The sequence below is a fragment of the Desulfofarcimen acetoxidans DSM 771 genome (assembly GCF_000024205.1).
GTDB classification, from domain to species: Bacteria; Bacillota; Desulfotomaculia; order Desulfotomaculales; family Desulfofarciminaceae; genus Desulfofarcimen; species Desulfofarcimen acetoxidans.
In genome coordinates, this window is sequence record NC_013216.1 from 4166229 (window position 1) to 4179525 (window position 13297).

The 13297-nt window shown below is 40.7% G+C and carries 13 protein-coding genes and 1 riboswitch; of the genes, 4 read left to right on the plus strand and 9 right to left on the minus strand.

What is annotated here, in order from left to right:
- Nucleotides 1-23: 23 nt before the first annotated feature.
- Entirely contained in the window at nucleotides 24-461 is a 438-nt protein-coding gene (locus tag DTOX_RS19300; RefSeq protein WP_157863018.1) for a glycosyltransferase family 2 protein, read from the minus strand.
- A 188-nt stretch (nucleotides 462-649) separates the two neighbouring features.
- Nucleotides 650-1840, minus strand: a complete 1191-nt coding sequence (gene metK / locus DTOX_RS19305) for a methionine adenosyltransferase (protein ID WP_015759349.1) — start codon at nucleotides 1838-1840, stop codon at nucleotides 650-652.
- A 261-nt stretch (nucleotides 1841-2101) separates the two neighbouring features.
- Here metK and DTOX_RS19310 point away from each other — a divergent pair, with 261 nt between their 5' ends.
- Entirely contained in the window at nucleotides 2102-2677 is a 576-nt protein-coding gene (locus tag DTOX_RS19310) for an S-layer homology domain-containing protein (RefSeq protein WP_015759350.1), read from the plus strand.
- Nucleotides 2678-2711: 34 nt separating this feature from the next.
- Here the strand turns inward: DTOX_RS19310 and DTOX_RS19315 are convergent, their stop codons facing one another.
- Together DTOX_RS19315 and DTOX_RS19320 are read right to left on the minus strand one after the other, a co-directional pair.
- On the minus strand, nucleotides 2712-3215 hold the full coding sequence (locus DTOX_RS19315) for a hypothetical protein (RefSeq protein WP_015759351.1): 504 nt from the start codon (nucleotides 3213-3215) through the stop codon (nucleotides 2712-2714).
- 121 nt (nucleotides 3216-3336) lie between these two features.
- Nucleotides 3337-3660 (minus strand): hypothetical protein, encoded by a 324-nt coding sequence (locus DTOX_RS19320; protein WP_015759352.1) that lies wholly within the window; start codon nucleotides 3658-3660, stop codon nucleotides 3337-3339.
- 201 nt (nucleotides 3661-3861) lie between these two features.
- Between DTOX_RS19320 and DTOX_RS21750 the strand changes: the two genes are divergently transcribed.
- A complete protein-coding gene (locus DTOX_RS21750) occupies nucleotides 3862-5457 on the plus strand; it encodes an S-layer homology domain-containing protein (RefSeq protein WP_015759353.1) in 1596 nt (531 codons plus the stop codon).
- Between the two features lie 83 nt (nucleotides 5458-5540).
- On the opposite strand, the gene DTOX_RS21755 is transcribed toward DTOX_RS21750, so the two are convergent.
- The 4 genes from DTOX_RS21755 to DTOX_RS19345 form a co-directional block, all read right to left on the minus strand.
- Complete coding sequence (locus tag DTOX_RS21755) at nucleotides 5541-8303, minus strand: S-layer homology domain-containing protein (RefSeq protein ID WP_015759354.1); 2763 nt, start codon at nucleotides 8301-8303, stop codon at nucleotides 5541-5543.
- Nucleotides 8304-8681: 378 nt separating this feature from the next.
- Nucleotides 8682-8939: a hypothetical protein gene (locus DTOX_RS19335; protein WP_015759355.1), complete on the minus strand. Its 258-nt coding sequence runs from the start codon at nucleotides 8937-8939 to the stop codon at nucleotides 8682-8684.
- A 74-nt stretch (nucleotides 8940-9013) separates the two neighbouring features.
- A riboswitch (cyclic di-GMP riboswitch) is annotated at nucleotides 9014-9101 on the minus strand.
- 93 nt (nucleotides 9102-9194) lie between these two features.
- Nucleotides 9195-9683 (minus strand): VanZ family protein, encoded by a 489-nt coding sequence (locus DTOX_RS19340; RefSeq protein WP_052292974.1) that lies wholly within the window; start codon nucleotides 9681-9683, stop codon nucleotides 9195-9197.
- A gap of 3 nt (nucleotides 9684-9686) precedes the next feature.
- Nucleotides 9687-10724 (minus strand): SDR family NAD(P)-dependent oxidoreductase, encoded by a 1038-nt coding sequence (locus tag DTOX_RS19345; RefSeq protein ID WP_015759357.1) that lies wholly within the window; start codon nucleotides 10722-10724, stop codon nucleotides 9687-9689.
- A 585-nt stretch (nucleotides 10725-11309) separates the two neighbouring features.
- Between DTOX_RS19345 and DTOX_RS19350 the strand changes: the two genes are divergently transcribed.
- Nucleotides 11310-11729 (plus strand): hypothetical protein, encoded by a 420-nt coding sequence (locus DTOX_RS19350; RefSeq protein ID WP_015759358.1) that lies wholly within the window; start codon nucleotides 11310-11312, stop codon nucleotides 11727-11729.
- Between the two features lie 27 nt (nucleotides 11730-11756).
- Nucleotides 11757-11993, plus strand: a complete 237-nt coding sequence (locus DTOX_RS19355) for a hypothetical protein (protein WP_015759359.1) — start codon at nucleotides 11757-11759, stop codon at nucleotides 11991-11993.
- A 198-nt stretch (nucleotides 11994-12191) separates the two neighbouring features.
- On the opposite strand, the gene DTOX_RS19360 is transcribed toward DTOX_RS19355, so the two are convergent.
- On the minus strand, nucleotides 12192-13253 hold the full coding sequence (locus tag DTOX_RS19360; RefSeq protein WP_015759360.1) for a Fic family protein: 1062 nt from the start codon (nucleotides 13251-13253) through the stop codon (nucleotides 12192-12194).
- Between the last annotated feature and the right edge of the window lie 44 nt (nucleotides 13254-13297).

Consider the following 13297-nt stretch of genomic DNA (forward strand, 5'->3'; position numbering starts at 1 on the left):
ACAGTTCGACACGCGGGCAATTATTACCTCTCCCTTTGAGTCAATAATTGTTGAAATAATGGCATCCGTGCAAGCTGGCGGCTGCTCATGCCTCTGATATCCAAATAAAAAACTTTGCCATCCTTATCTTCAGCTACTTGCGGGCAACAGCTTTTATTTTCATCCGATATTATATTCATCTGAAAATTAAACATAGCCGACATGCGTTTAAGAATTTGCACAGTATCATCCTGAGAACCCGTATCTATCACTTGCAATTCCACTGCGCCCAGATGACGATGCCTGGCGGCCATAATTCTCCTGATAAAAAACTCTATTCCTTCCTCCTGATCTTTAACCAGCACAACCAACTTCACAGGAGTCTTCATCAGAATACTTTTTCTATAGACACACATACCTCTTATGGCCCAGTAGGACAGAAATGCCGCAAACAAGACCAGTGTTATTTTTGCTATATGCATAAAATCCTTCACCTCCCCGTATTGCAAATTATGCAATCTGCAATGGGAAGGTGAAATATTTATAAACCCTTTAGGCATAAAAAAAAGCCGCCCCATAGGGCCGCTGAAAACAAACCCGCACCACCCTGACAGCGGTACGGGATAAATGGATATTATTCACCGGAAAACCGGCAACTTGATCCCATTAACTACAAACCGGACTGAGAGCGCAAAATAGCCGCTTTATCAGTTCTTTCCCAGGGCAAATCAACATCGGTCCGGCCAAAATGGCCGTAGGCGGCAGTATTTTTGTATATAGGACGACGCAAATCCAGTGTCTTGATAATGCCGGCCGGGCGCAGGTCAAAATTAGCTTTAATCAATTCGACCAGACGATCTTCAGGAATTTTGCCGGTACAACCCGTGTCTACCGCTACAGACACCGGTTGGGCCACACCGATAGCATAAGCCAGCTGCACCTCACACTTGTCAGCCAAACCGGCTGCCACGATATTTTTAGCTACGTAACGGGCGGCATAACAGGCGGAGCGATCCACCTTAGTGGGATCCTTGCCGGAAAAAGCTCCCCCGCCGTGCCGGGCCATACCGCCATAAGTATCAACAATTATCTTGCGGCCGGTTAAACCGGCGTCGCCTTGAGGACCGCCAATCACAAAACGCCCTGTGGGATTAACCAGGTACCGTGTCTTTTCATCCAGCAATTCAGAGGGCACAACCGGCTTAATCACCTTATCAATAATATCTTGCCTGATCGTATCCGGGCCTATTTCCGGGTGATGCTGCGCAGAAACCAGCACTGTATCCAGGCGCAGCGGCTTGCCGTCCTCATACTCCACGGTAACCTGAACTTTGCCGTCCGGACGCAAATAATCAATCTCCTCGCTCTTGCGCGCTTCCGACAACTTTCTGGCCAGGCGATGGGCCAAAGAAATAGGCAGAGGCATCAGCTCGGGCGTCTCATTGATAGCAAAACCGAACATAAGACCCTGATCGCCGGCACCGATTTTCTCTATTTCCGCGTCAACCGCAGCCCCGCTTCTGGTCTCCAGGGAATTGTCCACCCCCTGGGCTATGTCAGGAGACTGCTCATCTATAGAAGTTAAAACCGCACAGGTGTCACCGTCAAAACCATATTTAGCCCTGGTATACCCTATACCCAGAACGGTTTCCCTGACAACTTTGGGGATGTCCACATAACATTTGGTGGTAATCTCTCCCGCCACAAGAACCAGACCGGTAGTAACCAGTGTCTCACAGGCTACCCTGGCATTAGGATCATTGGCGATGATTGAGTCCAATATAGCATCTGATATCTGATCCGCTACCTTATCAGGATGCCCCTCAGTAACAGATTCAGAAGTAAACAGGTGTTTAGCCATATTTGAAACCTCCCAACATATTCATTTTTCACTACCCATCAAAACTAATAAAGCCCCCCACAACAAAAGCAGAAGGACAAAAAAATCAATTATATTCTAACAAATGGCAAAAATTATGTCAACCATGTTTGTTAGACAGCAAAACCGGCAGCAAGCTGCTGCCGGTTCAATAGCAAGAGGCACAAATATTTATTGTATATTTTGTTGCATATTATTGCCAATTGATTTGCCAAATGTTAATATAATACAGAGGTGTTTTTTATGAAAAGATTGGCTCAAATTATCACACTGATTCTGCTGGGAGTAATTATAGGCATGATGACTTCAGATCCCATTGCCATACTCAGAAGCGGCAAAATGCAACAAACCGATAGTCAAAAAAGTGTTGATTATGAACACCACTGGGCTAAAAAATATATCGACACGGCTATAACAAACGGTTATGTCAGCGGCTACCCGGACGGCAGTTTTAAGCCGGATGAGCCGATTACACGCGCAGCTTTTGCGGTTATTATGGATAAAAGTCTTATAATCTCTAAAAATAATGAACAAAATATTTCCTTAACCAGCTATATGGATTACGCCGAAATCCCGGAGTGGGCCGCCGCAGGCATTGAAAAAGCCCTTCATAACGGCCTGATCAAACCCTATGGTGATAATTCTGTCCGCCCGGCAAATCCATTAATCACGGAAGATATTCTGGCTCTAATAGAAAAGGAAAAACTTCCGGCCGAGATCTTAAAGAAAGCAAGCAGTGATGCCATTACCAGGGGCGAGGCCTGTGTACTGATACCGATCCTAAAAGAAAATCTTTTTATCCGGCAAAGCCCTCTGTAAAAAAACAGCAACCAATCTATCGATGACCTGCTGATTACATCTTTCTTTTCGCGAGTTCCTTTAAAGCCATAGCCTTAAGAGCCTGGAACTCTCCCGGTGTAAGCCGCTGCATTAATACGGATTTTATCTCCGCTTTTTCTTGACCGGTTAAACCGCCTTGTGCCTTTTGCGCAAGAGACGTCAATTCTCCCATGGTAAATTTAGTAAGAACAAACTTCAAGGCCTCGTCCTTATCGGCAAACATCAGATTGCCTTTGCCGGGAGTCTGACCGGCAGCGGAATTATTGTTTTGCAGGTTCTGATTGTCCTCTGCAGCACCATTCTGATTTTCTGCTAAAGAAGGTAAACTGTTGTTCTGTATTGCCTCCATCTGTTTTTCTATTTCCGGGTTCATCTTTAACTTCTCAATATCTTCTTTTGCCAGCATACTGTTTTCTATTCCATCAATCATCTTATCAGCAGCGAAACTCATAACAAACTTGTAACCAGCCAGTCCCACAACAAGCAGCACGGTCAGTATTAATAACCACTTCTTCATACTCGCTCACCTACCCCGCATCATAATTTATCTAACTAACTTTCATTGTAGCACAAATAATATTTAAGTTAAATCACCCATAGGCACTGCTGACACCTTAATCCCCATATGTCCGGTACAATCAATCCCGCATAGATTTTTTCTGTTCCTCCTGCAAGACATTGACTATGGCTTTGTACTCTTCCTCTGTCATTTTCCGCTTCAGCAAAGCCTTAACTTCTTCCCTTTCTTGCGGTATGCCGCTTTTATATTTACGGGCAAACTCTTTTAATTCGCCTGCAGGAAACCTGTTTAATAAAAAAACGGCAGCCTGCTCTTTGGTACGAATGACTTGCACTTCGGGCTTTTCCTCAGCTAACTTTTCAGGAGGAATATATGACGACACCAAGTAGAAAAACAAATCTACCGCAAGCACCAGTAAAACCATTTTCAGCCACTTCTTCACATTACTCATCCTTTCTTTGAGTAATTAGTATTCGCTGCAGGGATTTGCTAATCCTTTAGCGAATTATACAGAGATGAATTATTAATATACTTAATTATATTTTGTTATTTTTATAACCATTTGGGGGTGGTATAAAGATTAATTAGTTTGTAGCTTTATTGGTCTAAAAAATAACCGGAAAGGAGTTAAGAGTTTAAGAAAATGAAATATTATAATAAGCTTCTAATAACCACCGTAACCGTTTGTCTTATCTTTGGGCTGGCTGGTGCCGCCCTTGCCGCTGATTTAACGGATATAACCAATCACTGGGCCAACAATCAAATTAAAAGCTGGGTTGAGCAAGGCCTGGCGTCAGGATATCCCGACGGCACCTTCAAACCGGACAAAGAAATATCCAGAGCCGAATTTGTAGTACTGGTGAACAAAGCCTTTAATATTAATAGTTCAAATGAAACAAACGTTTTCAATGATGTTAAGGCTAACGACTGGTTCAGTAAAGATGTGGCAGCAGCCAGAGCCGCCGCCTATATAGCAGGTTATGAAGACAACACCTTTAAACCTGACCAAAAAATCAGCCGCCAGGAAGTTGCCGCAATAGTAACCAGGCTGCTAAAACTTGATACAGCCGGTGATTTAACAGAGTTGGACAAGTTCACTGACAGCAAGAGCATCCCGTCCTGGTCGCAAGCCGGCCTGAACGCAGTAGTCAAGAAAGGAATTATCAAAGGTTACCCTGACCAAACTGTACAACCCTTTAAAGCCATTACCAGGGCGGAAGCAATAGTTTGCCTGAGTGCGGCTAAAGGTGAGGAAAAAACGCCACCGGTTGTGACCGTAAAACCGGCTATAGAAGGAAAAGTAACCTATAAAGGCAGTGCGGTAAAAGGCGCGGCAATTAAATTATTTAATAAAGACGGCTATCAAGTGATCAAGAAAACAACAACTGATGCCCAGGGTGCGTATAAGTTGGAGGCAGATCCGGGTGTTTACGATTTAACCGCCACTACAGATAAAACAGTGGCCTATGCCAGTGATGTGACAGTTGCCGCCGATACCATCACCTCCAACGAACTTGTCTTAGAAGATGCAGCCATAGTAACAGGCAAATTAAATGACAAAAATAATAAAGCCGCGGCAAATATTGAAATAATGTTTACAACCAACCCAACCTTTGTTGCAACCACGGATCAAAACGGTGAATATACGCTGGTTTTACTCTCCGGTCGCAAATATACAATTAGAGCTATAAATCCGAATAATCATACTGCGGAAGTAATCAGAGAAAATGTAGATATTGGCAGTTCCGCTCAGAAACAAACAATGAGCTCATTGTCGGTTTCCTTTGCAACAGCCTCTTCAGGTGGCGGGGGCGGAGGAGGAGGCGGCGGAAGCACCGGCAGCGATGACTACCCCAGTATTTCCAGCGCGTCTATCACAATAAAAGATGCCGATCAAACTAAAACTTTTACAGTCGGCAGCATAACTGACGGAAAAGGCACAATCGTTTTGACAGGCAGTGAAAATGCATTGATTACCGGTGGAAGCATCACTGTTTCTGAAGCTTCTAAGCTTACAGTAACCTCACCGGCTTTTCTGGCATCACTCCAGGGACCGCAGCAATTAACAGCAGGTACAAACAATTTAGATACAATTGATTTGTTAACCAATGCCTCTGCCACCCTTGGTCTTTTGCATGATGCAGTAAGTGACGGGGATGTCACTCTGGCGGGTAAATTAACGGATAATGACGGCAATACGTCAAACGTTCAATTAAAAATCGTTATTAATTTAAATTAAAATCTCAATTCAAAAAAGCCAATCACTTAAAGTGATTGGCTTTTTTGTCAGTACCGCGTAGTTTTCTTGATTCTACCATGGATTTAATTTAGATTAAATTCGTAATCGTATACAGTGCCACTGGCTCCCTTGAATTCGAGGGTAACAACTGAGCCGCTTAAACTGCCCAGTGTTATTGAGCTATTTATACCTAATGCAGTCTTAAATTGATTAATGCTTATTGTATCTCCCGGCAATACATCAATTGTGCCATGGTTATTGGCAAATGTTACTTTATTTAAGGTCAGTCCTTTGATTTCCATAGCCGGGATATTAACCTCCGTGGAAAATGAGATTACTTCTCGCACAGTAGCCGAAAGCTCGTTATACGACGCGGCATCATTTTTCAGTGCCGTTTTCAAGGCATTAAAAGATGCTTCATCCAGTTTCGTAAAGTATTCTATGGCAGCTGCACTATGTGGTTTTCCGGCTAACTTATCAGCTATATATTCGTTTAAAGGTTTTCCTGAAACATTGATTTCCGTAATCTTGCCTTGTAATGTTATAACTACATTATCATAATTTCTGGACACCATTTTGTCTATTACAGACATCAGTAAATCACTTAATGATTTAGTTTTCAATGAATCGTTGGTAATAGTAACAGTTGTCGGCTCAGTTGCACTACCCAAATCAATTGTCAAATTGCCTGACGCCGCGCCTAAAAGAAGAATTTGCGACTTAATAGTGTTTAGCCAGCTGTCAAAAGCGGCGTTTTCCCCCTGATCGGCTAAAGTAGTGGCTGTCACAGTGTCCGCTTTAGGTGATTGACACTTCTGAGCGTTATATACCACAATAGTATAAGCATAGGTCTTACCCGGGGTTAATCCTGTATCATTATAACCACGAGCAGTTCCGTCAAGCATTGCCGCATTTATTTTTGCACCATCTCTATAAAGATCAAAGCCTTTCGGATTGACTACTGTAGTTGTCCAGGACATCTCAACACTGTTCTGAGTTACACTTTCAATTTTGAGCACCGGCTTTTTAACTCTATTTGATATCATAACAGGAGATAAATTAGTGGCAAAGCTTATTTTTCCACCTGATATCGTGGATTCTCTGTAGTCCCACACCTCACCGTTCCAGTGAAAAGCACCTGGATCAGTCAATCCGGCAGGTACAGGCAAGGTAAGAATTACCTCTTTGTCACCTAAACCGCTAATTACAATATCCAGCGCCAAGGAATCGGCAGGAATCAAACCGGGATCAATAGTCACAGGATTAATTGCTACAGTAGGTGACACCAAGGTAGGCAAATCTATAACTAACGGTATTGACTGCCCTCCAACAGAAGCGGTCAAAGTAACTTCAGCCGGATGATTGCCCATGTTTATGGGAACCGGTGTACTTCCAACAGGTTCAGTTATATTAATCCCCACAACCTTAATTATAAAACCCGTGTCAGTACCTTTATAGTACAGTTTGTAATCAGTATCTAATGTCCTTTCAGCCAGAGTTAAGACAACAACTTGCTTAGCGTCATTTTTAAATACCGCGGACACAACATTTAAACTCGGACTAAAAGTAAAATCAGAAGCTTGTACACCGCTTAGCGCCTGGTTGAAGGAAACCTCTACGGTCGTTTTATTGATATCATTTACGGTAGTTAATACGGCTTGTGAAGAACCGCCGCCACCCCCGCCGCCGCCTCCACCCGAGGAGGTCGTTGCAAAGGAAGCTCTCATTGTACTCATGGTTTGCGTCTGACCCGCGCTGCCCACAGTCACATTATCATCAATGACTTCTACTTCACCGTTACTCGGATTCATGGCTCTAACGGCATATTGGCGATCAGGCAATACAACCAGCTTATATTGGCCGCTTGAATTTGTAGTTGCAACAAAGGTTGGATTAGTTGTAAACATTATTTCCACATTTGCCGCAGCATTATTGTTTTTATTATTTAGTCTACCGGTTATTATAGCTCCGTCTTCTAAAGTAAGATCCTGAGCGGTAATTTTATCAGCAGCAGCTGAAACATCACTGGCATAGCCCACAGTTTTGTCTGTAGTAGCCGTCAAATCGTAAACACCGGGATCCACCTCAAGTTTATACAAACCTTTTGCGTCAGTTGTGGTTTGCTTTATTACCTGAAAACCGTCTTTATCAAATAATTTAACTGCCGCATCTTTTACGGCACTGCCCTTATAGGTTACTTTTCCTTCTATCCCGGATTTCTCAACTGTCGTCGAACCCTTAGCTATGGCTGCATTCAAGCAAACTATAGCTTCCGCCCTGGTTATAGCTTTAAAGGGTTGAACAGTTTTATCAGGGTAACCGTTAATAATGCCGTTTTTAACCGCCGCATTCAGTCCGGCCTGCGACCAGGACGGTATGCTGCTTCTGTCAGCGAACTTGTCCAACTCTGTTAAATCACCGGCTGTATCAAGTTTCAGCAGCCTGGTTACTATCACGGCAACTTCCTGGCGGCTGATATTCCGGTCAGGTCTAAAAGTATTGTCTTCATAGCCGGAGATATAACCGGCAACTCTGGCCGCCTCTACATCCTTACTGAACCAATCGCCTGTCTTTACATCCGTAAAACTGTTGGTTTCATTTGAATTTTGAATTTTAAAAGACCTATTCACGAGTGCGACAAATTCGGCTCTGGACATTTCTTTATCCGGTTTAAACGTTCCGTCCGGATATCCGAATACCAGACCCTGATTTAACCAGCTGTTAATTTGATTATTAGCCCAGTGCCCGCTAATATCAGATAACTCGCCGGCCATCACGGAGCCTGCAACTCCAAGCAACAAGCATACAGCAAGCGCAATAATAAAAACTCTCTTACTTGATTGCAAATACAATACCTCCCTTTTTGTTTAATAAGCAACAACCGCTTTGGGGCTGCGCATAACTAAAAATAAAACCCGGCACCCTTTACTTCTTATAGTTAACAGTAGGATGATAAAGACCTATTCATTGGTTTATAAGATGACGTGTTACGGTCAAGCTCAGTTCGTCCAAATGCATCCCCCCAAAAAATTTTATCAGGCTCATAAAAACTTATGTTTTAATCCCTGAGATGGAATAATATTTCTACATTAACACCACAAATTCCTCTATTTTTAAGGCTATTTCTGTAATTTACATTAATTATACAAGCTAATAATACATATTACGAAAAGGCCAACCATACTTTCGATGATTGGCCTATTTCGATTAACTAATTAATTTCACTAATCTCTGGCAAGCTCCAGGCATTTACAAGAAAAGCGCAATTGTTCTTTTAAAAGATCTTCAATTGTTTTAATGCTTTTTGAATCGAGATCAATAAGAGCACAACCATTACTGTTTATCATAATCATGTAATCAACTTCACTGGGATTAAAGCCAACCTTAGTTAATTGTTCTTTTAAACTTAAAATATTGCTAATATCATTATTTGCGGCAGTACTTTTTCTTATAAACCTGGACAGAACAAAACTAAAGGCCAAAATAAAAAACCTCCTTAATGAGATGAAATAATAACAAAAGGCCTTAAGGAGATCTTACCATTTATGGTATAGTCTTTTGCAACCAGGCTATCTTATCGCTTAATGCAACTTAGACCCTTGGCTTTGCGTCTCTGGCTTTCGCCAGATTTGCCCTCTAAGGCTATTTTTACTATTTTAACTTAAATTCATCAAGAAGTAAACACATCTGTCTAAATATAGAGAGATATTAGGATAACTTGACGGATACACACAAAATTATGACCATTTATTAAATGCCGCAACAAAAAAGTACAAGCCAAGGCCCAATATCGTACCCAAACAATCCTTCAGCCAATCCTGAAATTCAGCTCCCCTGCCGGAAACAAATATTTGATGAAACTCATCCGTACAAGCGTAGCATGCACAAATTAAAAAGGCAGTCAAATATGCAGCGCGGCTTTTGAAACCGCTTTTGCGCAGCGCACTGAGCGCAAGAATACTCAATACCCCAAATACGCCTCCATGAGCATAGTCACGGGTTAAATTATTTACTTTATTTAATTTATAAGCTTTTGCATCTCGTCCCTCAACCTTATCGACACCTTCAATAACAGTTTTTGCCACCTTTTTACTGAGCGAATTGGATACCGGTGCCGGCTGCGAGGATAAATAAAATATGAAGGACATCCATGCCAATACCAATAACCAGGATAAAAACAGAGACTTTCCAATCTTTACATCTAATATTTTACAGGTCATTGCCATAACCTACTTCATCTTATAATACTCAACATACCAATCAGCAAATCTTTGCAACCCCTCTTCTATCGAAGTCTCAGGTTTAAATCCCACGGCTTCCTGCAGCAAACCGGTATCCGCATATGTTGCCGGTACGTCACCGGGCTTAATAGGCTCATATATTTTATTAAATACTATCTCTCTCCCGGCAGACTTGCTCAAGCACTTCTCCAGCGTTTCGATAAATACCATCAGCTTTTCAGGACTGTTGTTTCCAATATTAAAGACTTTATGCGGGACAGTCTTATCAGGGGCTTTACATAGAAGCCGCTCAATGCCCTCTACGATATCATCAATGTAAGTAAAATCCCGGTAAAGATCATTTTCAAAATCGCCATTGTTGAATATTCTGATAGGCTCTCCCGCAAAGTACCTCTGCGTGAAACCGAAATATGCCATATCGGGGCGGCCCATCGGACCGTAAACTGTGAAAAACCTCAGTCCTGTTGACGGTATTTTATACAGGTGACTGTAAGTATGAGCCATCAATTCGTTTGATTTTTTCGTGGCTGCATAGAGTGATACCGGGTGATCTACGAAATCCGATTCTTCAAACGGTACTTTTTTGTTAGATCCATATACAGAACTTGATGATGCATAAACCAGGTGATCAACCGGGCTATATCTGCAGGCTTCAAGAATGTTAAAAAAACCTATGATATTGCTCTGGATATATGCGTCAGGATTCTCCAGGGAATACCGCACTCCGGCTTGAGCTGCCAGGTTTACCACAATATTAGGCCTATACTCCTGAAAGGTCCCGGTTATTACATCCTTATCTGAAATGTCACCCTCAACAAAGGTAAACTGCTCAAAGAGTTTAAGCTGTTCCAAACGGGCGTACTTAAGCTTAACATCATAGTAATCATTTATATTGTCAATACCAATTACCCGGCAGCCTTGCTCCAGCAGTCTCTTGGACAAGAAGAATCCGATAAAACCTGCCGCTCCGGTAATAAGGTATATTTTACCGGTATCCGGTGATTTATGACCCACGTGCATAACCATTAATTCCAACCTCCACAGATTTATAATATTAACATCCACCAATATAGTTATAATATTGCATTTTTTTATGCTTTCGCTCAATTGCACATCAATATTTACATCTGAACTTAATGATTAAAGTTAAGTCGAGTCCAAGGTTTATCATCTATGTTTTAGTTGTTCTTGCTATTGTATAATACTGCCGGTACAATAGCCGACAGCCTAAAGTCTTTACTCTCCCCTTGTAATTATTATACCATAGACTGCCAGTAAATGGTCATAGAATTATGAAATCCTTTTGTTGCACAAGTGGATAATTGCCTACGCAGCTCCATCCTATTATATTATTGGGTCTGATTTATTTAGAAAAATAGCTGTTAATCTTTTACGGAGATCTATAACAGCCCTGCATGTTCAGGAAATCCGGTATCTGTTTGCAGCTATGGAATTGAGCAGACAAGTAATATATCAATGAATAGACACAATAGCGAATATTGTCGAAAAATTTTATAATCATACAGAAGGATATATATTCAATATGTACAATTATATAACTATGAAAACTATGAATGCCAAAGATAAATTTGAGAGAGGAGGTGATTGAAAATGCCTCTTATAGAATTATCCTTACTATACAAGGGTTTAGTTGTAATGGGCAAATTTCTTGTTGGACATGGTGCTATTGCCGGTAAGGCTTTTATTGCTCTAAAATCAGCAATTGCCGCTTATGGATTACCTTCGGTTATTAGTACTGTTGTTACTACAGGCATAGTAATTGGTGGTATTAAATGGACGGAAGAAAGAATTACTAATGTGCAAAAAATTGTTCGTGGTTTACAGGAAGAGGATTATCAAGCCGCAATAGAAAATTTTGTGCGTTTAAGTATTGCCACACATATACCTCAACACGTATTAATAGACAGAATAGGCGATTATTTATCAGCAGCAGGCAATGATTATGAAACTATTCAAAAAGTTAAGGGTGCATTATATGAAATTAAAAAACATATAGATGACGAGAATTAATAAGATTACTTGGGAGAATAACTTAAAATGAATTTTGTTAAATTTATCTCATTATTAAGAATAGCTTTAGAAATATTTATAGGAATCATAATCATAACAACTTATTTAAATAAATTATCCTTATGGTTGCAAATATTATTATCGATTTTAATTTCTGTTATTTTTGAACTAATAATTAAAAAAATAAAGCTTTATTACCTATTAAGAAAAACAAGAGATCAACAATTAATCGAAAATATCAAAAAAATCACTAAGAACAAATAAAATTAAGGCAGGTGCTCCTCATAAAGCCTGCCTTTTGCTAAACAGCATACCAAAACGAATCACTTGCTCCCAAATAAAGTCAGAGTATTTAAATCATGTATTTAATGCGGTTCAATTACCGAGCCATATATGAGATTAATGAAAATGGTTATCTGGTAATAGTTCTTGTTATTGGTCACAGAGGTGATAATAGGCTGTTTACTCTCGTGATTCATGATTGCGAATATAGGCTGTGCTGCGGCCAGCGCCGATTTTTATGATGTATTCTTCTTTTAACAAATCTGAAAGCGCCTTCTCAATTGTTGTAATACTTACATCCGGGCATAAGGTGGCGATTTCTGCCTTTGTGATTTTTCCTACTTTATTTGAAAAAATATGGCGAATACGCTCAGACTTCGTAAGCCCTTTATTACGAATTGTTTCTACCCTGCTTGCGAATTCTTTATACGCACTTAGAATAACACCTAGATAATATTTGACAAAGGGAGCATAGTTACTTTTCCCGTCATGCCATCCTTTGGAACTTAGCTCAAGCGCTTCATAATAACTTTCCTTAGTATTTTCAATAATCATTTCAATACTGATATACTTCCCAACAATATAGCCTTGCTGGTAAAGCAATAAAAGCGTCAACAATCTGCTCATGCGTCCATTACCATCATTAAAAGGGTGAATGCAGAGAAAATCCAGTATGAATTTTGCAATAAGTATTAGTGGGTCTATATCACTACGGTCAATGGCTTTTAAAAATTCCTTACTAAGCGCTTCCATGGCATCAACTGTAGCGTAGGCAGGTAAAGGCTGAAAGCGTGTCCTGCGGTTTCCTTCGTTATCTACTTCCTCAATAACGTTATCAGTATTTTTGTAGCGCCCACCTACAGATGCTGGACTATAAGTATATAAGTCTCGATGTAATTGTAAAATAATATTGGGGGTTGGAGGAATATACTCATAGTTTTCGTGTATAGTATTTAATACTTCACGATATCCGGCTATTTCCTGTTCATCTCGATTCCTCGGTACCGCTTCCTCAATAACTAACTCATGTAACCGGGCTTCAGAAGTATAAATTCCTTCAATTCGGTTTGAGGCACCGGTACTTTGAATCTTGGCAACCTTAAGCATCGCTTCTAAAATATCAGGTTGCACCTCTATAAAGAGTTCTTGTTTGCCTTTATACTCGTGGATAGCAGAAAGAAGATTAACGATATCCGGCTTATAAAGCTCCGAATCTATTGCATGGTAATCAAACTTTCTCATGATAATAATCATCCTACCTTATCCACATTTAATCTGCATAAATT